Below are 23,739 nucleotides of genomic sequence, written 5' to 3'. Positions count from 1 at the left end.
AACTCAGCTCCAGACTTATTCAGCGACTGCAAAGTCGATATCTTGACCCTGCACCAGGCTTACATAAGCCTTCTTCCAGTTTGGCTTTTTGCTCAGGCCAAAACGGTTACGCTTAACTTTGCCTTTCATGTTCACGGTGCGCACGTCAACAACGTCCACCTTGAACAGCTTTTCGACTGCGTTTTTGATTTCCAGCTTGGTAGCGCTGGGCAGCACACGAAAAACGACCTGATTGCCCGCTTCAGCACTCATTGCGCTTTTTTCAGAAACGTGAGGACCGAGCAATACTTTGTAAATGCGCTCCTGATTCATCCCAACATCTCCTCAAACTTTTTCAATGCCGCAACGGTAACCACAACTTTGTCGTAACCGATCAAGCTAACGGGATCGACACCGTTCACATCACGAACATCAACGTCGTGAAGGTTGCGCGCTGCCAGGTACAGATTGCCAGTTACTTCTTCAGTAACAATCAACGCACCTTTTACATCCAGCTCAGCCAGCGACTTAACAAGCAGCTTGGTCTTAGGTGCTTCAAGTGCCATCTCTTCAACGACAACCAGACGCTCCTGACGAGCCAACTCAGACAAAATAGAACGCAGAGCCGCGCGGTACATCTTGCGGTTTACTTTTTGACTGTGATCTTGAGGCTTCGCCGCAAAGGTCACACCACCGCCAGTCCAAATCGGGCTGCGGATGGTACCAGCACGCGCTCGGCCAGTGCCCTTTTGACGCCATGGCTTCTTGCCGCCACCACTCACTTCGGAGCGGGTTTTCTGTGCACGAGTACCCTGACGAGCACCAGCCAGATAGGCAGTCACAACCTGATGAACCAGGTCTTCATTAAACTCACGAGCAAAGGCCACATCGGAAACCTGGATAGTTCCAGCCGCTGCACCGTTACCGGGTTTCGCAATATTCAGTTCCACTGCTTAGCCCCCTAGGATTTTTTTGCTTTAACAGCAGGACGTACAAACACGTCACCACCTGGCGCACCGGGAACCGCACCCTTGATCAAAATCAAGTTGCGCTCTGCATCGACACGTACAACTTCCAGCGTCTGAACAGTCACACGCTCAGCACCCATGTGACCCGCCATCTTCTTACCTTTGAAGACGCGACCAGGAGTCTGACATTGACCGATAGAACCCGGCGCACGGTGCGACAATGAGTTACCGTGAGTAGCGTCTTGCATATGGAAGTTCCAACGCTTAACACCACCCTGGAAGCCCTTACCTTTAGACTGCCCAGTAACATCAACTTTCTGACCTGCTTCAAATGTAGCAACAGTCAGCTCAGCACCAACCTCTGGAGCCTCATCACCTTCTTCAAGGCGAAACTCCCAAAGACCGCGACCAGCTTCAACACCTGCTTTAGCAAAGTGCCCAGCTTCAGCTTTTGAAATACGTGACGCCTTACGAGCTCCAGCCGTCACTTGAATAGCGCGATAGCCGTCAGCATCGTCTGCTTTGACACGAGTAACGCGATTGGGCTCAACCTCAATCACCGTTACCGGAATAGATACGCCGTCGTCAGTAAAAACGCGAGTCATGCCGCTTTTACGACCGACCAAACCAATAGTCATTGCTCCAACCTCTCAGTGTACGGGGCTTAACCCTCTACGGCCGCGCTCTCACGCGTTACACAACCCAGGGCCAGCCCCTGAGCGGGTCTGAATATATTCAGTAAATTTTAATTAGCCGAGGCTAATTTGAACTTCTACACCAGCCGCCAGATCTAGCTTCATCAAAGCGTCTACAGTTTTTTCTGTAGGCTCTACGATATCCAACATGCGCTTGTGGGTGCGGATCTCATACTGATCTCGCGCATCCTTGTTTACATGTGGAGAGACCAGAACCGTATAACGCTCTTTGCGAGTAGGCAGCGGGATTGGACCCCGAACCTGCGCGCCAGTGCGCTTAGCGGTATCTACGATCTCTTGCGTAGACGCATCGATAAGGCGGTGATCAAAAGCTTTTAAACGAATGCGAATCCGTTGATTTTGCACCTGATCAAACTCCCATCCCGAAATACCTTCGAGCCACTATCGGCGCCAACTGGCCGAGACAACCCGAAAAAAGAAGCGGCATATTAATGACCTAACCGCCCCGTGTCAACAACTATTCGACACAAAGGCAATTAAAGACGCTGCCGCGCGTTTTAGGGCGCCAATTGCACCCATTGTTACCCAGAAAGGGAGGCCGAAGCCTCCCTCCCACACTGCTGCGCGAATAACACCGCGCGTCAGTATTACTCTACGATTTTCGCTACCACGCCGGCGCCGACAGTACGGCCACCTTCACGGATTGCAAAACGCAGACCTTCTTCCATCGCGATAGGCGCAATCAATGTCACGTCCATTTTCACGTTGTCGCCAGGCATTACCATTTCTGTACCTTCTGGCAGCTCACACGCACCAGTTACGTCTGTGGTACGGAAGTAGAACTGTGGACGGTAGCCTTTGAAGAATGGCGTGTGACGACCACCTTCATCTTTGCTCAGTACGTACACTTCGGCTTCGAAGCGAGTGTGCGGAGTGATTGAGCCAGGCTTAGCCAATACTTGGCCACGCTCAACTTCGTCACGCTTAGTACCACGCAGCAGAACACCAACGTTCTCACCAGCACGACCTTCGTCGAGCAGCTTGCGGAACATTTCAACACCAGTACAGGTGGTCTTGGTGGTGTCTTTGATACCAACGATTTCGATCTCGTCGCCAGTGTTCAGAACACCACGCTCGATACGACCAGTTACTACGGTACCGCGACCAGAGATCGAGAATACGTCTTCGATTGGCATCAGGAACGGCTGGTCGATAGCACGCTCGGGCTCAGGAATGTACTCATCCAGAGCTTTAACCAGCTTAGCAACAGCAGTTGTGCCCAGCTCGTTGTCGTCTTCGCCGTTCAGCGCCATCAGGGCAGAACCCGCGATGATTGGCGTGTCGTCGCCTGGGAAGTCGTAAGTGTCGAGCAGCTCACGCAGTTCCATTTCAACCAGCTCGAGCATTTCGTTGTACTCTTCGCTGCCTACGCCGCCACAGTCTTCAGCCAGCAGGTCGGCTTTGTTCAGGAAGACAACGATGTAGGGTACACCAACCTGACGAGACAGCAGGATGTGCTCACGAGTCTGAGGCATTGGGCCGTCAGTCGCACCACATACCAGGATCGCGCCGTCCATCTGAGCGGCACCAGTGATCATGTTTTTAACGTAGTCAGCGTGCCCTGGGCAGTCGACGTGTGCGTAGTGACGAATGTCTGAATCGTACTCTACGTGAGAGGTAGCGATGGTAATACCACGCTCACGCTCTTCAGGCGCATTATCGATACCGTCGAATGCAACGGCTTCACCGCCGAAGACTTCTGCACAAACGCGCGTCAGCGCTGCAGTCAGAGTCGTTTTACCATGGTCAACGTGACCGATGGTGCCCACGTTGACGTGGGGCTTACTACGTTCAAATTTTTCCTTTGCCACGATTTTTTCCTCGTTCTAAAGTTTTGGCGAATCAGCCCATGTTTTTACTAATAATTTCGTCTGCGACATTCTTCGGTGCCTCGGAGTACTTCTCAAACTCCATGGTGAATGTCGCGCGACCCTGGGTCGCACTGCGCAGATCGGTTGCGTAGCCAAACATTTCTGCCAACGGCACTTCCGCGTTGACAACTTTTCCAGATACGCTTTCTTCCATGCCCAAGATAATGCCGCGACGGCGATTGAGATCACCCACCACGTCACCCATATTTTCTTCCGGCGTTACCACTTCAACCTTCATTACCGGCTCAAGCAGCACGGCACCACCACTCTGCGCCAGCTTTTTCGTTGCCATCGACGCCGCCACTTTAAACGCCATCTCATTGGAGTCGACATCGTGGAAGGAGCCATCGTAGAGCGTCGCTTTAAGGCCCAACAGCGGATAACCCGCCAGCACACCGTTCTGCATCTGCTCTTCAATCCCTTTTTGCACCGCCGGAATATACTCCTTCGGTACCACACCACCGACGATCTCGTTCACAAATTCGAGACCTTCGGCATTGGCGTCTTCGGCAGGCTCGAAACGCACCCAAACGTGACCGTACTGACCACGACCACCGGATTGACGAACGAACTTGCCTTCGATTTCACAGTTGTTGCGAATGGCTTCGCGGTAGGCCACCTGGGGCTTACCAATATTCGCCTCAACACTGAATTCACGACGCATGCGATCAACAAGAATATCCAGATGCAGCTCGCCCATACCAGAGATGATCGTCTGCCCGGTTTCCTCGTCCGTCTTAACCCGAAACGACGGATCCTCTTGCGCAAGCTTACCCAGCGCGATGCCCATCTTTTCCTGATCAGCCTTCGAGCGAGGCTCCACGGCCACGGAGATAACCGGCTCAGGAAATTCCATTCGCTCCAGAACGATCACGTTATCCGGATCGCAAAGCGTATCCCCGGTCGTCACGTCCTTTAAGCCGATAGCGGCAGCGATATCGCCCGCCAGCACTTCTTTGATTTCCTGACGGTCGTTTGAGTGCATTTGCACCATCCGACCCACACGCTCTTTCTTACCCTTAACCGAGTTAAATACGGCCGTACCACTTTCCAACTTGCCGGAATAAACCCGGAAAAAGGTCAGAGTACCAACAAAGGGGTCAGTCGCGATTTTAAAGGCAAGCGCTGCGAACGGCGCATTGTCATCTGCCTCACGCGTTTCGACGGTTTCCGCTTTATCGTCAAGCGTACCCTCGATCGCCTTAACCTCTTCCGGCGAAGGCATGTACTCAATCACCGCATCCAGAACAGCTTGAACGCCTTTGTTTTTAAAGGCAGAGCCGCCAAATACCGGGATAATTTCATTCGCCAATGTGCGCGCGCGAATGCCCGCTTTAATTTCTTCCTCGCTCAGCTCACCGCCTTCGAGGTACTTATCCATCAACTCTTCGTTGGCTTCGGCAGCAGCCTCCACCATGTACTCACGCATTTCTGCACACTGATCTTGCAGATCAGCGGGAATATCTTCGTAAGTAAAGGTCATACCCTGGTCTTCGGCGTTCCAGATGATCGCCTTCATTTTGACCAGGTCAACAACCCCTTTGAAATCTTCTTCTGCACCGATGGTCATTTGCATCGGCACCGCATTCGCACCCAATCGCTCTCGCAACTGGCTGACGACACGCTCAAAATCAGCGCCGGCGCGGTCCATCTTGTTGACGAACACCATGCGCGGCACTTCATATTTATTTGCCTGACGCCACACGGTCTCAGTTTGAGGCTGAACACCGGAGGAGCCACACAGCACCACTACCGCGCCATCAAGGACGCGGAGTGAGCGCTCCACTTCAATGGTAAAGTCAACGTGCCCTGGGGTATCGATAATGTTGACGCGATGCTGGTCGAACTGCTGCTGCATGCCCGCCCAAAAACAGGTAGTCGCGGCCGAGGTAATAGTGATACCCCGCTCTTGCTCCTGCTCCATCCAGTCCATGGTGGCAGCGCCATCATGAACTTCGCCAATTTTATGAGACAACCCCGTGTAAAACAGGACGCGCTCGGTAGTCGTCGTCTTACCGGCGTCTACGTGAGCGCAGATACCGATATTGCGGTATCTTGAAATAGGTGTTTTACGAGCCACGATGTACTCCCCAGATTGAAGCCAAATCCATCATTAGAAACGGAAGTGGGAGAACGCCTTGTTAGCCTCAGCCATACGATGCACGTCTTCACGCTTCTTAACTGCAGAGCCCTTGCCCTGAGATGCATCGATAATTTCACCAGCCAAACGCTGACGCATGGACTTCTCACCACGGCCACGTGAGTAATCCACCAACCAACGCATGGCCAATGCTGTACGACGGCTTGGGCGTACTTCTACCGGCACCTGATACGTGGCACCACCGACACGGCGAGACTTAACCTCTACCATTGGCGCAATATTTTCCAGCGCTTCGTCGAATACTTCGATGGGGTCTTTGCTTAAACGCTCCTGCACCAGGTCCAGAGCTCCATAGACAATGCGCTCTGCAACCGATTTTTTACCACTCACCATAACGTGGTTCATGAACTTGGCCAGGGTAAGATTTCCGAATTTCGGATCTGGCAGGATCTCCCGCTTAGCGGCAACGCGTCTTCTTGGCATGATTACTACTCTCTCTTCAGGGTAATCCAGGCAACGATCGCCATTGCGATGACCTGGCCTTACTCAAATCTATGTAAAAACGTCCGATCAATTAAGACTTAGGACGCTTGGTTCCGTACTTAGAACGACCTTGCTTACGGTCGTTAACACCTGATGTATCCAGGCTGCCGCGAACAGTGTGGTAACGCACACCCGGCAAATCCTTAACACGGCCACCGCGAATCAGCACAACACTGTGCTCCTGCAGGTTGTGGCCTTCACCACCGATGTAAGATGAAACTTCGTAACCGTTAGTCAAACGTACACGACACACTTTACGAAGCGCCGAGTTCGGCTTCTTAGGTGTAGTGGTGTAAACACGAGTACAAACGCCACGACGCTGAGGGCAAGCCTGCAATGCAGGAACGTCACTCTTAGCAGTCTTGCGCTTTCTCGGCTGACGAACCAACTGGTTGATCGTTGCCATTGATAAGACTCCAAATACTAAAGGCCAGCACCTTATGTGCTGACCGACCGTACGCCGGCATCCGCCGACGATATAAAAAAAGCGGAGCGCGAATTCTAAAGACGCGCCCCGCCCCCGTCAAGTAGCCGGAATAGTTAGCTTTGGTCGCTAAGTGCTTCCGACAGCGCCGCTTCTACTTCCTGCGCCGACACAGAACTGCTGGTGTCGTCGCGCTTCAGTTTGCGATCGCGATGGTATGCCAAACCTGTTCCCGCCGGGATCAGACGGCCAACTACCACATTTTCTTTCAATCCGCGCAGATAATCGCGCTTGCCAGTTACCGCGGCCTCGGTGAGTACACGGGTTGTCTCCTGGAACGATGCCGCAGAAATAAACGACTCTGTTGCCAAGGAGGCTTTGGTAATACCGAGCAATTCGCGGTCAAAGCTGGCAGGCACTTTGCCTTCCGCAATGAGGCGCTCGTTCTCTTCAGCAACTCGCACGTATTCAACCTGCTCGCCCTTAATGAACGATGAGTCGCCCGAGGTCATAATGTTGACCTTGCGCAGCATCTGGCGGCTAATGACTTCGATATGTTTATCGTTAATTTTAACGCCCTGGAGACGGTAAACGTCTTGGATCTCGTTAACGATATACTTCGCCAGCTCTTCCACACCCTTCAGGCGCAGAATGTCGTGAGGGCTCAGCGGACCTTCCGAAACAATTTCACCTTTCTCAACTTGCTCACCCTCGAACACTGTCAGCTGACGCCACTTGGGAATCAGTACTTCGTAGTGGTCGCTACCGTCAGCCAGCGGCTTGCCGTCAGCTGGGGTGATGATCAGGCGACGCTTGCCCTTGGTTTCTTTACCAAAAGACACGGTACCGCTGATCTCAGCAAGAATCGCAGGCTCTTTAGGCTTACGCGCTTCGAATAGGTCGGCAACCCGTGGCAGACCACCGGTGATGTCCCGCGTTTTCGAGCTTTCCTGAGGAATCTTGGCAATAACATCACCAACTTTCACTTCAGCACCATTCTCAAGGCTGACAATCGCGTGGTCAGTCAAGAAGTAGTGTGCTGGCACATTGGTGCCCGCCAAACACAGCTCTTCGCCATTGGCATCGACCAAGGTGACCGCCGGACGCATGTCTTTACCCGCCGCGGGGCGCTCAGACTGCTCCATCACGGCGATACTGCTCAGGCCAGTGAGTTCATCAGTTTGACGCTTAACGGTAATGCCTTCTTCCATACCGGACATTTTCACAATACCCGCCACCTCAGTAATGATGGGGTGGGTGTGTGGGTCCCAGGTCGCGACGATATCGCCTGCGCTAACCTCTGAGCGGTCCGCAACTTTAATGATGGCACCGTAAGGCAGCTTGTAGCGCTCGCGCTCACGGCCGCTGCGATCGGTAATTGCCAGCTCACCGGAGCGGCTTACCGCAACCAAGTTGCCATCTTCACGCTCAACGAATTTCAGGTTGTGCAGACGCGCTTTACCGTCCTGCTTAACTTGAATATTGTCGACAGCGGTTGCTCGCGATGCCGCACCACCAATGTGGAAGGTACGCATGGTCAGCTGGGTACCCGGCTCACCGATCGACTGCGCCGCAATAACACCGACTGACTCACCGCGGTTAACAAGGTGTCCGCGGGCCAGGTCACGACCGTAGCACATAGAGCAAACGCCGTGCTTGGTGTCACAGGTGATGGGCGAGCGAACTTCGATTTCATCGATACCCATCTCTTCAAGCTCGATAACACCCTTCTCATCGAGCATGACACCGGCTTCTACAGCAACGTCGTCTGTACCAGGCTTGAGCACGTCTTTGGCAACAATACGGCCAAGTACGCGGTCACCCAGGGTTTCGATAATGTCGCCACCTTCAATAACCGGCGTCATCAACAGGCCGTGGTCGGTACCACAGTCGTCTTCAGTGATAACCAGATCCTGAGCGACATCCACCAAGCGGCGAGTCAGGTAACCGGAGTTCGCTGTTTTCAATGCGGTATCAGCAAGACCTTTACGCGCACCGTGAGTCGAGATGAAGTACTGCAGTACGTTCAGACCTTCACGGAAGTTAGCGGTAATCGGCGTCTCGATGATCGAGCCATCTGGCTTGGCCATCAATCCCCGCATACCGGCCAGCTGACGAATCTGCGCCGGCGAACCCCGTGCGCCCGAGTCAGCGTAGATATATACCGAGTTGAAGGAGTCTTGCTGCTCTTCTTCACCGTCGCGGTTAATTACGCTTTCTTTCGACAGGCCTTCCATCATCGACTTGGACACCAAGTCGTTGGCGCGAGACCAAATATCGATAACCTTGTTGTACTTCTCACCCTGCGTTACCAGACCTGAGGCGTACTGTTTTTCGATCTCAACGACTTCGGCGTCCGCGGCGGCAACAATTTTCGCCTTCTCTTCGGGAATTTCGAAATCGTTAACACCAATTGAGCTGCCCGAACGAGTCGAGTACTCAAAACCGGTGTACATCAACTGGTCACCGAGAATTACCGTGGCCTTCAAGCCAACTTGGCGATAACACTCATTCAACAGGCGAGAAATAGCCTTTTTCGCCATTGCCTGGTTTACCAGGTCAAACGGCAAACCATCGGGAACGATGCGCCACAGCACCACACGACCTACGGTGGTATCAACAATGCTGCGATTTTCCTGGCGCTCGCCGTTTTCGTCGAAGCTCACTTGCTTGATACGGCACTTAATGCGTGCTTGCAGGTGCACCTTGCCACCGGCGTAGGCGCGCTGTACTTCCTGCGGGCTTGAGAACGCCATACCCTCACCGAGGGCATTAACGCGGTCGCGCGTCATCCAGTACAGACCCAATACCACGTCCTGAGAAGGCACGATGATCGGCTCACCATTTGCAGGCGACAGGATGTTATTGGTCGACATCATCAGCGCGCGGGCTTCAAGCTGGGCTTCCAGTGTCAGCGGTACGTGTACCGCCATTTGGTCACCATCGAAGTCGGCGTTGTAAGCGGCACATACCAGTGGGTGGAGCTGGATCGCTTTACCTTCGATCAGCACAGGCTCGAAGGCCTGGATGCCCAAACGGTGAAGGGTGGGCGCCCGGTTCAGCAACACGGGGTGCTCGCGGATAACTTCGGCGAGAATATCCCACACTTCCGGCGGCTCGCGCTCAACCATCTTCTTAGCGGCTTTGATCGTTGTCGCTAAGCCACGCGCCTCCAACTTACCGAAGATAAACGGCTTGAACAGCTCCAATGCCATCTTCTTGGGCAGACCACACTGGTGCAAACGCAGGGTGGGACCAACGACGATAACCGAACGGCCGGAGTAGTCGACGCGCTTACCCAGCAGGTTTTGACGGAAACGACCCTGTTTACCTTTGATCATGTCAGCAAGCGATTTCAGCGGACGCTTGTTAGAACCGGTAATAGCACGACCACGACGACCGTTATCGAGCAGGGCATCAACAGACTCCTGCAGCATACGCTTTTCGTTGCGCACGATAATATCAGGCGCATTCAGGTCCAGCAGGCGCTTCAAGCGGTTATTACGGTTGATAACACGGCGATACAGATCGTTCAGATCAGAGGTCGCAAAACGGCCGCCATCCAGCGGTACCAGCGGACGCAAATCTGGTGGCAGAACCGGCAGAACCTGCAGGATCATCCACTCTGGCTTGTTGCCAGAATCTGCCAACGCTTCGATCAACTTCAAGCGCTTAGACAGTTTTTTGATTTTTGTCTCGGAGTTCGTTGCGGGAATCTCTTCACGCAGACGCTCGATTTCCTCATGCATATCCAGCTCGATGAGCAAGTGCATGATCGCCTCGGCACCCATTTTCGCGGTGAAGTCATCACCGAATTCTTCCATGGCCTCGAAGTACTGCTCATCGCTAAGCAGCTGCCCCTTGTCCAGGGTGGTCATACCGGGGTCGGTAACAACGTATGATTCAAAGTAGAGAATCCGCTCGATGTCACGCAGGGTCATGTCCAGCAGCAAGCCGATGCGGCTTGGCAGTGACTTCAAGAACCAAATGTGGGCAACGGGGCTAGCCAGCTCGATGTGGCCCATACGCTCGCGGCGCACTTTGGCCAGCGCCACTTCAACGCCACATTTTTCACAAATAACGCCGCGATGCTTCAGGCGCTTATATTTGCCACACAGGCACTCGTAATCTTTGACGGGGCCAAAGATTTTCGCGCAAAACAAGCCGTCGCGCTCGGGCTTAAAGGTACGGTAGTTAATAGTCTCTGGCTTTTTCACTTCGCCAAAAGACCAAGAGCGAATCAGCTCTGGCGACGCCAAACCGATACGAATTGAATCGAATTCGTCAGTTTGCTGTCCCTGCTTAAGTAAATTCAATAAGTCTTTCAAGGCCGTTCCTCCGCAAGGGTATTAAATAGGCGCCGCGTTAACCGGCGCCCCTTGCCAATCGTTGTTGATGCTTATTCCGTATCCAGCTCGATGTTGATACCGAGCGAGCGGATTTCTTTAACCAGTACATTGAAAGACTCGGGCATGCCCGGCTCCATGCGCTGGTCGCCATCAACGATGTTTTTGTACATCTTGGTGCGACCGTTAACGTCATCCGACTTAACAGTAAGCATCTCTTGTAGAGTGTAGGCAGCACCGTATGCTTCCAGTGCCCAGACCTCCATCTCCCCGAAACGCTGACCACCGAACTGCGCTTTACCACCCAGCGGCTGCTGAGTAACAAGGCTGTACGAACCGGTGGAACGGGCGTGCATTTTGTCATCGACCAAGTGGTTCAGCTTGAGCATGTACATGTAACCAACGGTTACCGGACGATCAAACTCCATACCGGTACGGCCATCGCACAGGCGCAGCTGGCCGCTATCTGGCAAGTCAGCCAGTGTCAGCAGGCTCTTGATCTCAGCTTCATTCGCACCGTCAAAGACCTGCGTTGCCATTGGCACGCCGCCTTTCAGGTTCTTCGCCATTTCCATGATCTGCGCATCGCTAAAGCTGTCGAGGTCTTCAGTTCGACCCGCACCGTCATTGTAGACTTTGCCGAGGAATTCACGAACTTCAGCCACTTTGCGCTGTTCGCGCAGCATGGTGTCGATCTTATTACCCAAGCCCTTCGCTGCCAGGCCAAGGTGGGTTTCAAGGATCTGACCAACGTTCATCCGCGACGGTACACCCAGCGGGTTGAGAACGATATCAACGGGCTCACCGGTTTCGTCAAAGGGCATGTCCTCTACGGGCATGATGACCGAGATAACACCCTTGTTACCGTGACGACCCGCCATTTTGTCGCCAGGCTGAATACGACGCTTAATAGCGAGATACACTTTGACGATTTTCAGTACGCCAGGAGCCAGGTCGTCGCCGGTCGTCAGCTTACGCTTCTTGTCCTCAAAACGCTCTTCCAAGGTCTTGCGGTGCTCGCCAAGTTGCTTGTCGGCATCTTCCAGGGCAGCGTTGATTGACTCTTCTGCCAGGCGCAGCTTCAGCCAGTCGTCACTCTTCAGGCCGTCGAGTACGTCGCTGGTCAGCTCGTCATTCTTTTTCAGGCCTGGGCCGCTGAGGACTTTTTGGCCCTCAAGCAAGCTACGCAAACGTGCGAAGGTCGCTTCTTCAACAATGCGGTATTCCTCGTTCAGGTCCTTGCGGAACTGGTCGAGCTGCATTTTTTCAATTTCCAGGGCGCGCTTATCTTTTTCCAGGCCATCACGCGTGAAGACCTGAACATCGATAACGGTGCCTTTCGTGCTCGACGGCACACGCAGCGACGTGTCTTTTACGTCGGATGCTTTCTCACCGAAAATCGCACGCAGCAGCTTTTCTTCTGGCGTCAGCTGGGTTTCACCTTTTGGCGTAACTTTACCCACCAAAATATCGCCAGGGCCAACTTCGGCGCCGATGTAAACGATGCCGGACTCATCCAAATTCGCCAGTGCACCTTCACCGACATTGGGGATATCCGAGGAAATCTCTTCGGGGCCCAGCTTGGTGTCACGCGCAATACACGTCAGCTCTTGAATGTGAATCGTTGTGAAACGATCCTCTTTCACCACGCGCTCAGACACGAGGATAGAATCCTCGAAGTTGTAACCATTCCAGGGCATGAATGCGATGCGCATGTTCTGACCCAGAGCCAGCTCACCCAGGTCTACTGAGGGGCCATCTGCAAGGATATCACCGCGCACGACATCATCACCTTCGCGAACGATAGGACGCTGGTTGATGCAGGTGTTCTGGTTAGAACGGGTGTATTTAGTCAGGTTGTAGATATCAACCGGCGGCTGACCTGACTGCACTTCGTCGTTGTTAACACGCACAACGATGCGCGAAGAGTCCACGCTGTCGATAACACCACCGCGGCGGGCGACAACACAAACACCGGAGTCAGACGCGACATAGCGCTCAAAACCTGTACCGACAAGCGGCTTGTCTGCCTTCAAAGTCGGCACTGCCTGGCGCTGCATGTTCGAGCCCATCAATGCGCGGTTCGCGTCATCGTGTTCCAGGAACGGAATCAACGACGCAGCAACCGAAACCACCTGCTTTGGAGAGACATCCATGTAGGTAACTTTTTCCGGCGGCATAACGGTGAATTCGTTCATGTGACGAACCGCTACCATCTCATCGGTCAGCTCACCTTTGTCGTTCATTGCTGCCGACGCCTGAGCGATAACCTGCTCCGCTTCGTTGATCGCAGACAAGTACTCGATTTCTTCACTGACTTTGCCATCAACCACTTTACGGTAGGGGCTTTCGAGGAAGCCGTACTCATTCGTTCGGGCGTAAGTTGCCAGCGAGTTAATCAAACCGATGTTTGGCCCTTCAGGCGTCTCGATAGGACAAACCCGACCGTAGTGCGTTGGGTGAACGTCGCGAACCTCAAAGCCTGCGCGCTCACGCGTCAAACCACCGGGCCCAAGTGCCGACACACGACGCTTGTGGGTGATCTCAGACAATGGGTTGTTCTGATCCATAAACTGAGACAGCTGCGACGAACCAAAAAACTCTTTAACGGCCGCTGCAACGGGCTTGGCATTGATCAGATCCTGGGGCATCAAGCCTTCGCTTTCCGCCATAGACAAGCGCTCTTTTACTGCGCGCTCTACACGAACCAAGCCCACGCGGAACTGGTTCTCTGCCATTTCACCAACCGAACGGATACGGCGGTTACCCAGGTGATCGATATCATCGACAACACCTTTACCGTTACGGATGTCAACGAGGGTCTTCAGTACAGCGACAATGTCGTCTTTATCCAGCGTGCCTGCGCCGGTGATTTCCTCGCGGCCCAAACGGCGGTTGAACTTCATGCGACCAACAGCGGACAGGTCGTAACGCTCAGCTGAAAAGAACAGGTTCTGGAACAGGTTCTCAGCAGAGTCTTTGGTCGGCGGCTCACCGGGACGCATCATGCGGTAGATTTCTACCAGTGCTTCCAGCTCTGAATTGGTGGGGTCAGTGCGCAGGGTATCGCTGATGAACGGACCGCAGTCCAGCTCATTGGTGTACAGGGTCTCAATTTCTGAAACACCGGACTCCTGCAGTTTTTCAACCATCTCCAATGTGATTTCGGCGTTACAGGGGTACAACACCTCACCGGTCTTGGTATCCACCACATCTTTCGCCAATGCGCGGCCTACCAGGTATTCAACGGGCACTTCCAGCTCTTTCAGCTTGGATTTTTCCAGCTGGCGAATATGACGCGCGGTAATACGGCGGCCAGTTTCAACGATAACTTCGCCATCTTTGCCGCAGATATCAAAGGTCGCAACCTCACCACGCAGACGCTCTGGAATCAGTGCGATGGTGAATTTGCCGTCTTTCGATACTTTAAATGTATTGACGTCAAAGAACAGTTCGAGGATTTCTTCCGCGGTCATGCCCAAGGCGCGCAACAGGATAGTTGCCGGCAACTTACGGCGGCGGTCGATACGCACGTACACCAGGTCTTTAGGGTCGAATTCAAAGTCCAACCAAGAACCACGGTAAGGAATCACTCGCGCTGAGTAGAGCAATTTACCTGAGGAGTGTGTCTTGCCACGGTCGTGATCAAAGAACACGCCGGGAGAGCGGTGCAGCTGGGAAACAATAACCCGCTCGGTACCGTTGATGACAAAGGTACCATTCTCCGTCATCAGGGGGATCTCCCCCATGTAGACTTCTTGCTCTTTAATGTCTTTGATGCTTTTGTTCGCTGAATCTTTATCGTAGATGATCAGCCGAACTTTAACGCGCAACGGCACCGAAAAGGTCACCCCGCGCAGCTGGCATTCATTCACGTCGAATGCCGGTGCTCCCAGCACATAGTCAACGTACTCTAACGCTGCATTGCCGGAATAACTTACGATTGGGAAGATTGATTTAAAAGCAGCGTGCAAGCCGTGCTCGCCGCGCTCAGCAGCGGGAATACCCTGCTGTGTAAATTTCTTGTAAGAATCTAACTGAATCGCAAGAAGGTAAGGCACGTCCATAACGTGTGGCAATTTGCCAAAGTCCTTGCGAATACGTTTTTTCTCAGTGTACGAGTAAGCCATCAGTACTCCCCAGCATCATTACCTGACCCCTGCGCAACCGGCGCTGGCATCGTTTGCGCGGTGGTCAAGCCACCGCTGACCAGAACAATCGCCCCGGCCCAATGTCTCAAACAGCAAAAGGCCGGCGGGATAAACCCACCAGCCTCGCTTGAGATCGACCTGTAAACAGGTCTATCAGCAACTTACTTAAGCTCGACAGATGCGCCAGCTTCTTCCAGTGCTTTTTTAGCTTCTTCAGCGTCGTCTTTAGAAGCGCCTTCTTTAACAGTTGATGGAGCACCGTCAACCATTTCTTTCGCTTCTTTCAGACCCAAGCCGGTGATAGCGCGAACCGCTTTGATGACGTTTACTTTCTTGTCACCAGCGCCAGTCAGAACTACGTCGAACTCAGTCTGCTCAGCGGCAGCAGCGCCACCTTCAGCAGCGGCTGCAGGAGCAGCAGCAACGGCAGCAGCGGCAGTTACGCCAAACTTCTCTTCCATTGCTTCGATGAGTTCAACCACTTCCATAACGCTCATTTCAGCGATTGCATTGAGGATATCGTCTTTAGACAGAGCCATTTTCAACTCCCTACTGTATCAAATTGTGAAAAAATTAATCGTTAACTAAGCTGCGATTAAGCAGCTTCTTTCTGATCGCGAACTGCAGCCAATGTACGTACCAGCTTTCCTGGGACTTCGTTCATTGTCTGTACCAGCTTGGTCGCCGGCGCCAACATCACACTCATCAACATAGACAGAGCCTGATCGCGCGTCGGCAGTTTCGCCAATACATCCAACTGTTCCGAACCCATTAGCTGGCCACTGACCGCCAGTGCTTTCACTTCAAAGTTTTCGTTTTCTTTAGCGAAATCTTTGAAGATACGCGCCGCAGCACCTGGATCTTCCATCGAAAATGCCAACAGAGAGGGACCTTTGAAGGCCTCTTCTGCGCACTCGAATTCCGTTCCTTTCAACGCGATTTTCGCCAGGGTGTTGCGCACTACACGCAAATCAACCTGAGAATCCCGCGCCTGCTTACGGAGCTCAGTCATTTCGGCTACTGAACACCCACGGGCGTCAGCAATAACCAATGACAGTGCACTCGCGGCAGTCTCGTTAACATCAGCAACTATCGCTTTCTTGTCTTCGAGTCTTAATGCCACTTGGATAACTCCTGGATTTGTCAGTTACTTACCGTAGACAGCTTGCCTAGGCTCGCTGCCGTTCATGTGGTGAACAAATCCGATCCACCATCTGCGTAGGCCGGTGCCGGTAACGCTGCATGCAGCACACCTATTAAGAGCGTCGATGCCTTACGACACCTCGGCTCACCTACGGTCTTTGATGGTCTTTGTCTTTTGACACAGTAGGTCGATTGTCAAAGACCACAAAGTCTTGCCGGCATAACGCCAGCGCCGGGCCGAAGCCCGAATTCTGTTATTGATTACTTCGCTACAGACAAGCTGCTCTGGTCGATAACCAGACCGGGGCCCATCGTAGAAGAAAGCGTAATCTTCTTCAGGTAAACACCTTTTGCAGACGCAGGCTTAGCTTTCTTAAGGTCAGCCAGCAATGCTTCCAGGTTTTCCTGAAGCGCAGCAGCGTCGAACTTGATGCTACCGATAGCGCCGTGAACGATGCCATTTTTGTCTGTGCGGTAGCGAACCTGACCCGCTTTCGCGTTCTTAACGGCAGTTTCAACATCGGGTGTTACTGTGCCGGTCTTGGGGTTAGGCATCAGGCCACGGGGACCCAGAACCTGGCCCAACTGACCCACTACGCGCATTGCATCAGGTGACGCGACGACAACGTCGAAGTCCATCATGCCGCCTTTAACCTGCTCGGCGAGCTCTTCCATGCCAACAAAATCTGCGCCAGCAGCCTTTGCTTTTTCAGCGTTTTCACCCTGAGTAAACACGGCGACGCGAACGTCTTTACCAGTGCCGTTTGGCAGTGTCGTTGCACCGCGAACCGCCTGGTCTGATTTACGCGCATCAACACCCAGGTTGATTGCAACGTCAACGGCCTCGCTGAATTTAACGCTAGAAACTTCTTTCAGCAGTGAAACCGCTTCTTCGATGCCGTATTGCTTGCCAGCAACAACTTTTTCACGGATTGCCTTTTGGCGCTTGCTCAACTTAGCCATTTACACACCCTCCACTTCGATACCGGCAGCACGTGCACTTCCGGCGATGGTGCGCACAGCGGCATCCATATCTGCCGCAGTAAGGTCTGGCATCTTCATTGTTGCAATTTCTTCCAGCTGGGCACGGTTAACCTTGCCAACTTTTTTCGTGTTCGGAGTGCCTGAGCCACTTTTCACACCCGCAGCTTTCTTCAGCAAGAATGATGCTGGCGGAGTTTTAGTTGTGAAAGTGAAGCTGCGGTCAGCGTACACAGTAATAACGACAGGAATCGGCATACCGTTTTCCATGCTCTGAGTTTGAGCATTGAACGCCTTACAAAATTCCATGATGTTAACGCCGTGCTGACCCAGCGCAGGACCAACCGGGGGACTTGGGTTAGCGCCGCCTGCGGGCACCTGAAGCTTGATATAAGCCTGGACTTTCTTAGCCATTGTTTTCTCCTTTTGGGTATTAACGCCTCTGGGCCTCGCGGCCTGTCAACGGCTCCCCGTTACTTTCAAAACCTGCGCAATACGCAGGTTGTGCTTAGGTCTTTTCTACTTGGCCGAAATCCAATTCGACGGGCGTAGAACGACCGAAAATCAGTACCGCCACATGCAGACGGTTTTTCTCGTAATTCACCTCTTCAACAACCCCATTAAAGTCGTTAAAGGGGCCATCAATAACACGAACCATTTCACCTGGCTCGAACAAGGTTTTGGGCTTGGGTTTATCACCGCTTTCTACGCGCTGCAGGATTGCGTCTGCTTCTTTCTGCGTAATCGGCGCAGGCTTATCCGCCTTACCGCCTATAAAGCCCATGACACGAGGCGTTTCTTTCACCAAGTGCCATGTGTCATCATCCAGCTCCATTTCGATCAAAACGTAACCGGGGAAGAACTTGCGCTCGCTCTTGCGCTTTTGACCGCCGCGCATCTCAACCACTTCTTCAGTGGGAACAAGCACTTCTCCAAAACGGTCTTCAAAGCCCGATAGCTCAATGCGCTCTTTCAGCGCAGACGCTACCTTTTTTTCGTAGCCGGAATAGGCGTGAACTACATACCAACGTTTAGCCATAATCTAGCCCTCAGCCTATTACCAACGAGGCCAACCAACCGAGCAGGGTATCGAGCCCCCACAAAATCAGTGCCGCCACAATCACAAATGCAACAACGATTAACGTCGTTTGCGTGCCTTCTTGGCGGGTCGGCCAAACAACTTTGCGAATCTCGTTGCGAGCGCCTTTCAGCAGGTCAAAAAATGCTGCCCCACGACTGGTTTGCGCAGCGACAAAGCCGGCAACGACTGCCAGCACCAGCAACGCGATTACGCGATACAGCAATGACTCATCGGAGAAGTACATATTGCCGCCAACACCTGCGGCAACCAGCAGGGTTACAACTACCCACTTCAAGCCATCAAGGCGACTTTCGTCTTCTGCCTTCGCTACCATCTTGTGACCGTATCCTTTTTGCTAAGCGCAAAACACCACTTCGCATGCGCGAAGCGGTGTCAGCGTAAGTGGCAGGCCAGGAGGGACTCGAACCCCCAACAGCCGGTTTTGGAGACCGGTGCTCTACCAATTGAACTACTGGCCTACAAACGCCGACCCAAGGCCGGCATTTACTCTTTACTCTACGATTTTCGCTACCACGCCGGCGCCGACAGTACGGCCACCTTCACGGATTGCAAAACGCAGACCTTCTTCCATCGCGATAGGCGCAATCAATGTCACGTCCATTTTCACGTTGTCGCCAGGCATTACCATTTCTGTACCTTCTGGCAGCTCACACGCACCAGTTACGTCTGTGGTACGGAAGTAGAACTGTGGACGGTAGCCTTTGAAGAATGGCGTGTGACGACCACCTTCATCTTTGCTCAGTACGTACACTTCGGCTTCGAAGCGAGTGTGCGGAGTGATTGAGCCAGGCTTAGCCAATACTTGGCCACGCTCAACTTCGTCACGCTTAGTACCACGCAGCAGAACACCAACGTTCTCACCAGCACGACCTTCGTCGAGCAGCTTGCGGAACATTTCAACACCAGTACAGGTGGTCTTGGTGGTGTCTTTGATACCAACGATTTCGATCTCGTCGCCAGTGTTCAGAACACCACGCTCGATACGACCAGTTACTACGGTACCGCGACCAGAGATCGAGAATACGTCTTCGATTGGCATCAGGAACGGCTGGTCGATAGCACGCTCGGGCTCAGGAATGTACTCATCCAGAGCTTTAACCAGCTTAGCAACAGCAGTTGTGCCCAGCTCGTTGTCGTCTTCGCCGTTCAGCGCCATCAGGGCAGAACCCGCGATGATTGGCGTGTCGTCGCCTGGGAAGTCGTAAGTGTCGAGCAGCTCACGCAGTTCCATTTCAACCAGCTCGAGCATTTCGTTGTACTCTTCGCTGCCTACGCCGCCACAGTCTTCAGCCAGCAGGTCGGCTTTGTTCAGGAAGACAACGATGTAGGGTACACCAACCTGACGAGACAGCAGGATGTGCTCACGAGTCTGAGGCATTGGGCCGTCAGTCGCACCACATACCAGGATCGCGCCGTCCATCTGAGCGGCACCAGTGATCATGTTTTTAACGTAGTCAGCGTGCCCTGGGCAGTCGACGTGTGCGTAGTGACGAATGTCTGAATCGTACTCTACGTGAGAGGTAGCGATGGTAATACCACGCTCACGCTCTTCAGGCGCATTATCGATACCGTCGAATGCAACGGCTTCACCGCCGAAGACTTCTGCACAAACGCGCGTCAGCGCTGCAGTCAGAGTCGTTTTACCATGGTCAACGTGACCGATGGTGCCCACGTTGACGTGGGGCTTACTACGTTCAAATTTTTCCTTCGCCATTGCGACAGCCTCCTAGCGGACCTTTTCGTCAAGTCACTACAAAAAGACAAAAACCACCCTGGGCTTTTGTCGCCAAAAATTGGAGCTCATAACCGGACTTGAACCGGTGACCTCTTCCTTACCAAGGAAGTGCTCTACCGACTGAGCTATATGAGCACCGCTAACCTTTTCACATCAGCCAGCGCAAAACTGGAGCGGGTAGCGGGAATCGAACCCGCACCATCAGCTTGGAAGGCTGAGGTTCTACCATTGAACTATACCCGCTGAAAAACCTTCCGCTGGTACATCTAAATAATGGTGGTGGGGGGTGGATTCGAACCACCGAAGCTTGCGCGTCAGATTTACAGTCTGATCCCTTTGGCCACTCGGGAACCCCACCTCGAAAGAGCGAAACATTCTGCTTATGCAGCAATAACTTGTCAATTCTTTATATTGCAAGCTATGAACTCTACAGCGCTTAGAAAAGTGGAGCTGGCGAGAGGAGTCGAACCCCCGACCGGCTGATTACAAGTCAGCTGCTCTACCAACTGAGCTACGCCAGCACATTTCTAGCACGTCGCTTTCGAACGAGGGCGGCATTCTAGTCGAACTCTTTGTAAGACGCAATGCGATTGCAGCTTTTTTTCTCTACTGTTTGCCCTTCTCCGGCCAGCGCCTGCAAATAGGCAATACCAGAACGATAAATTTCACTATCCGACTCGGCTTTTAATACCAGCCAGAGGCGCTGAGCAAATTTTGATATTTTGCGGATATCCGCTCCATAACCCCTAGCCTGCATACGCTGCTGATGTTTTTCTGCGCGTTTTGCGTCGCTAAACACCCCCAGAGATACTGCTTTATTTAGTTCGCCACGGCGTATCACATAGCTATCGATACCCTCACGTTTTAGCTCCCGACTCATCGCGCTGGCCGCCGCCACATCAGTGTATGGCCCGAGGTAGACCCAGTAGTCGGCATCACGCTCATATTCCTCGCGGCGCCACTCAAGCCCAGCAGGCAAATCCCCCCCACTCACGGTGGTAAAAGGCCCCAGTAGCCAGCACTCTAATGGCGCAGTCGGCGCAACAGTATTCTGAGGCAGCGCCAGGTCAGCATGTATACTGGACACAGTCGCCGGCTCTGGGTCGCTCGTCCAATCCGAGACCTCCGGCGCAGCCGCCCGCTCAGACAATAGAACGATATTGCCCTTTACGGCTGGCATTGCCATCGCCTCACTGACTTCCTGATAACCGCTATCGTACCGCTGCCAGAGGTATAAGCCTGCGTTCAGCATAATCAGCGCCAACAATAAGGCCCTCATCCCTCAGGTTCCTCATCAGCCAAGGCAAGCGCCAAGCCGTCTAATACCAATTCTTCTTTCAGCTGCCAGTCGCTGTCGCCAGCGAGTCGCATCAAGCTAGGCGCATCCCCCCCAGTAAGCACAACGCGGGGCATACCACCACTTAGTTGGCAACAATCCGCAACGACGCCTCGAATGGCAGACAACAGGGAAAGCCAGCTACCGTGCTCAACGCATTCCGCTGTTGTCACACCGGGCGCGATCGACGGGTCGGGCACCCCTTCATAGCGCACCCTCTCCGTGCTGCCCGTTAGCGATTCGAGGATCAACTTCCGCCCCGGCAAGATATAGCCACCTGAATGACAGCCATTTCGGTCAATCAGATCGATAGTGAGGGCGGTGCCTGCGTCCACCACTATGACCTCACTCTGCACTAAGCGCCAAGCTGCCAGCATCGCCAGCCAACGATCAACACCCATCTTCGAAGGGTCCTGGTAACTGTTCGTTAAACCACAGCTAATGGGTTGGCTGCGCGCAAAGTAACAGGGTATTGCAAAGCTCCTGGCAACGTCGGACACCATATCCTCAACTTCCTTACCGGCCACCGAGCCGACTCGAATTGCAGAAATCTGATGCTCGTCCAGCAACATGCGCAAGGCGCTATCAGTCAACACTATACGCCCACCCGCCAAGCGCTCTGGCGCCAACACCCGCCACTTCGCAGAGCTGTTACCGATATCAAGCTCCAATACCACAGCAGACATCAGGGTAAGCTCCTCAAACTGACCTCACCGCCATTGAATATGCGGGTGCCCGTATCGGTACGCAGCAGCAGCCCGCCACCCTGATCGACACCCTCTGCCACACCGCTCACCCAGGTATCACCGAGCTGTACCATAACCTCTTGCCCTCGGTAAGCATCGAGGCTCTGCCATTCGTCTCGGTACAGTGCAAAGCCGCCGCGACTATATTGCGTGAGCACATCAACTAGAGCGTCAATTAATAGAGACAACAAGCAATTCCTGTCGTCAGCGATGTCGTAGCCCCCCAGATCCGCCCAGGGCTGCTGAATAGCTGATGTGTCCGCACCGGCCATTTTGACATTCACACCAACACCAATAACCACCTGACAGAGCCCGGCCGGATCGCCCTGCATCTCCAGCAAGATGCCGGCAAGCTTTCGGCCATCGAGCAAAACATCGTTGGGCCACTTCAGCGCGACGCGATCTACCCCGGCTCTATTCAATGCACGCGCAACGGCCACACCAATACAAAGGCTCAAACCTTCTAGCGCCGATGCACCAGAATGAAACTGCCAAACCATAGAGAAATAGAGGTTTCTAGCAAACGGGCTCACCCACTGCCGGCCCCGCCGCCCCCTTCCGGAGCGCTGCAACTCGGCCGTACAGCAATATCCATGCGCATCGCCTTCAGCAATCTTTGCTAACGCGACTTCATTGGTTGACGCCAGCTCATTAAAAATATCCATGGACTCAACAAACGGCTTTGATGCTTCCCCGCTAGAAGCCAGCACCGCCTCCCGTGACAGCAGGTCCAAGCCCCCAACAATGCGGTAGCCGCGGCCTTTCTGAGACTCCAGCTCAATATTTAGCGCCTCAAGCTTCTGAAGCTGCTTCCAAACGGCAGCGCGGCTAACGCCCAACGCCGCTCCAAGCTCTTCACCCGAGTGAAATTCACCATCCGCTAAAACCTGGAGTATCTTTTCTGTGCTCAACACCTATCCCCTCGCGCAACCGAGAGCCGATCATAGCAAAATTTTTCAATAAACTGACGGAACCGACTCCCTGCGTTAATGCGGCGCTCCTTAATACAAAGAATTGGTTTAATAGTCCCGGAACCACTAAGGCAGCAAAGGCCTGCATAGCTGATGCTGCTTGGCACACTTAAACCTCCCTGATAGCTAAGCGATCAATGGCATGCCAGTTCATTTATCAGCTCAATGTGGCCCTGACCACAGGGGCAGGACTGTAAATTCGCACTTAGTAGACACCACTTCCAGCGACCCATAAAAAAACCCGAGGCTCAGATGAACCTCGGGTTTTTTATCTAGAAGCCTGGCGACAAACCTGTGCAACAGGTTTGGACAGCCGCAGGCTGCCCGTAGGGCGAGCGCTACAAGCGCGAGTCATTGCCGTCGGTCAGCGCCAGTTGCCCAACTTTTTCTAGCCACATAGCAAAGTGCCCCAACCGAACTCGGCTGGGGCACTTTAGGTTAGAAGCCTGGCGATGACCTACATTGGGTTGCATGCAGTGCATGCAATCGCTGCGCGACGCCTATCGGCGCCCCAACCCTGTACCTTCGGTACATGGGTTGTCACATGGGCCCAATATTTAGTGGCAGAAGCTCCTCGCATCCTAAATAAAAAACCCCGGACAGCTAATGCTGACCGGGGTGTTTTA

General features: G+C 53.4%; 20 protein-coding genes and 5 tRNA genes. All 25 read right to left on the bottom strand.

From position 1 onward, the window contains the following. Positions 1-15: 15 nt before the first annotated feature. Positions 16-312 (bottom strand): 50S ribosomal protein L23, encoded by a 297-nt coding sequence (rplW, locus tag ABNS66_RS03290; protein ID WP_027874865.1) that lies wholly within the window; start codon positions 310-312, stop codon positions 16-18. Beyond that, the gene (rplD, locus tag ABNS66_RS03285; protein WP_027874864.1) at positions 309-929 is read right to left on the bottom strand and encodes a 50S ribosomal protein L4; all 621 of its coding nucleotides are present in this window, start codon (positions 927-929) and stop codon (positions 309-311) included. Before rplD ends, rplW begins: the two co-directional genes overlap by 4 nt. 11 nt (positions 930-940) lie before the next feature. Further along, complete coding sequence (gene rplC, locus ABNS66_RS03280; protein ID WP_286837325.1) at positions 941-1,585, bottom strand: 50S ribosomal protein L3; 645 nt, start codon at positions 1,583-1,585, stop codon at positions 941-943. Positions 1,586-1,696: 111 nt separating this feature from the next. Then, a complete protein-coding gene (gene rpsJ / locus ABNS66_RS03275; RefSeq protein ID WP_022960525.1) occupies positions 1,697-2,008 on the bottom strand; it encodes a 30S ribosomal protein S10 in 312 nt (103 codons plus the stop codon). 242 nt (positions 2,009-2,250) lie between these two features. Continuing rightward, positions 2,251-3,474, bottom strand: a complete 1,224-nt coding sequence (gene tuf / locus ABNS66_RS03270; protein WP_286694240.1) for an elongation factor Tu — start codon at positions 3,472-3,474, stop codon at positions 2,251-2,253. 31 nt (positions 3,475-3,505) lie between these two features. Then, on the bottom strand, positions 3,506-5,614 hold the full coding sequence (fusA, locus tag ABNS66_RS03265) for an elongation factor G (RefSeq protein WP_204997528.1): 2,109 nt from the start codon (positions 5,612-5,614) through the stop codon (positions 3,506-3,508). A 33-nt stretch (positions 5,615-5,647) separates the two neighbouring features. After that, a complete protein-coding gene (gene rpsG / locus ABNS66_RS03260; protein ID WP_027875075.1) occupies positions 5,648-6,118 on the bottom strand; it encodes a 30S ribosomal protein S7 in 471 nt (156 codons plus the stop codon). A gap of 91 nt (positions 6,119-6,209) precedes the next feature. Beyond that, positions 6,210-6,584 carry a 30S ribosomal protein S12 gene (gene rpsL / locus ABNS66_RS03255; protein WP_027875074.1) on the bottom strand — a complete coding sequence of 125 codons (375 nt, stop codon included), beginning with the start codon at positions 6,582-6,584 and terminating at the stop codon, positions 6,210-6,212. A 134-nt stretch (positions 6,585-6,718) separates the two neighbouring features. Beyond that, positions 6,719-10,930, bottom strand: a complete 4,212-nt coding sequence (gene rpoC, locus ABNS66_RS03250; protein ID WP_286837327.1) for a DNA-directed RNA polymerase subunit beta' — start codon at positions 10,928-10,930, stop codon at positions 6,719-6,721. A gap of 71 nt (positions 10,931-11,001) precedes the next feature. Further along, positions 11,002-15,078, bottom strand: a complete 4,077-nt coding sequence (gene rpoB, locus ABNS66_RS03245; protein ID WP_204997530.1) for a DNA-directed RNA polymerase subunit beta — start codon at positions 15,076-15,078, stop codon at positions 11,002-11,004. A 182-nt stretch (positions 15,079-15,260) separates the two neighbouring features. Further along, positions 15,261-15,638: a 50S ribosomal protein L7/L12 gene (rplL, locus tag ABNS66_RS03240; protein ID WP_204997531.1), complete on the bottom strand. Its 378-nt coding sequence runs from the start codon at positions 15,636-15,638 to the stop codon at positions 15,261-15,263. 56 nt (positions 15,639-15,694) lie between these two features. After that, positions 15,695-16,222 (bottom strand): 50S ribosomal protein L10, encoded by a 528-nt coding sequence (gene rplJ, locus ABNS66_RS03235; RefSeq protein WP_204997532.1) that lies wholly within the window; start codon positions 16,220-16,222, stop codon positions 15,695-15,697. A 281-nt stretch (positions 16,223-16,503) separates the two neighbouring features. Continuing rightward, positions 16,504-17,205: a 50S ribosomal protein L1 gene (gene rplA, locus ABNS66_RS03230; protein WP_204997533.1), complete on the bottom strand. Its 702-nt coding sequence runs from the start codon at positions 17,203-17,205 to the stop codon at positions 16,504-16,506. Then, positions 17,206-17,637 carry a 50S ribosomal protein L11 gene (gene rplK / locus ABNS66_RS03225; protein WP_027875068.1) on the bottom strand — a complete coding sequence of 144 codons (432 nt, stop codon included), beginning with the start codon at positions 17,635-17,637 and terminating at the stop codon, positions 17,206-17,208. 94 nt (positions 17,638-17,731) lie between these two features. Further along, positions 17,732-18,262, bottom strand: a complete 531-nt coding sequence (gene nusG / locus ABNS66_RS03220; RefSeq protein WP_204997534.1) for a transcription termination/antitermination protein NusG — start codon at positions 18,260-18,262, stop codon at positions 17,732-17,734. A 10-nt stretch (positions 18,263-18,272) separates the two neighbouring features. Further along, complete coding sequence (gene secE, locus ABNS66_RS03215; protein WP_204997535.1) at positions 18,273-18,638, bottom strand: preprotein translocase subunit SecE; 366 nt, start codon at positions 18,636-18,638, stop codon at positions 18,273-18,275. Positions 18,639-18,707: 69 nt separating this feature from the next. After that, a tRNA-Trp gene (locus ABNS66_RS03210) sits at positions 18,708-18,783 on the bottom strand. Between the two features lie 32 nt (positions 18,784-18,815). Further along, on the bottom strand, positions 18,816-20,039 hold the full coding sequence (gene tuf / locus ABNS66_RS03205; protein ID WP_286694240.1) for an elongation factor Tu: 1,224 nt from the start codon (positions 20,037-20,039) through the stop codon (positions 18,816-18,818). 80 nt (positions 20,040-20,119) lie between these two features. Next, positions 20,120-20,195, bottom strand: a tRNA-Thr gene (locus ABNS66_RS03200). Positions 20,196-20,229: 34 nt separating this feature from the next. Beyond that, positions 20,230-20,303, bottom strand: a tRNA-Gly gene (locus tag ABNS66_RS03195). Between the two features lie 31 nt (positions 20,304-20,334). Next, positions 20,335-20,418, bottom strand: a tRNA-Tyr gene (locus tag ABNS66_RS03190). Between the two features lie 87 nt (positions 20,419-20,505). After that, a tRNA-Thr gene (locus tag ABNS66_RS03185) sits at positions 20,506-20,581 on the bottom strand. Positions 20,582-20,619: 38 nt separating this feature from the next. Then, positions 20,620-21,339, bottom strand: a complete 720-nt coding sequence (locus tag ABNS66_RS03180) for an SPOR domain-containing protein (RefSeq protein WP_348655204.1) — start codon at positions 21,337-21,339, stop codon at positions 20,620-20,622. Continuing rightward, entirely contained in the window at positions 21,336-22,082 is a 747-nt protein-coding gene (locus tag ABNS66_RS03175; RefSeq protein ID WP_348655203.1) for a type III pantothenate kinase, read from the bottom strand. Before ABNS66_RS03175 ends, ABNS66_RS03180 begins: the two co-directional genes overlap by 4 nt. Beyond that, entirely contained in the window at positions 22,082-23,056 is a 975-nt protein-coding gene (gene birA, locus ABNS66_RS03170; protein WP_348655202.1) for a bifunctional biotin--[acetyl-CoA-carboxylase] ligase/biotin operon repressor BirA, read from the bottom strand. The genes ABNS66_RS03175 and birA overlap by 1 nt, the downstream gene beginning before the upstream one ends. Between the last annotated feature and the right edge of the window lie 683 nt (positions 23,057-23,739).

This window comes from uncultured Spongiibacter sp. (assembly GCF_964011655.1).
GTDB classification, from domain to species: domain Bacteria; phylum Pseudomonadota; class Gammaproteobacteria; order Pseudomonadales; family Spongiibacteraceae; genus Spongiibacter; species Spongiibacter marinus.
The sequence above is the reverse complement of the archived record's forward strand: the minus strand, read 5'-3'. Positions and strand labels throughout refer to the sequence as shown.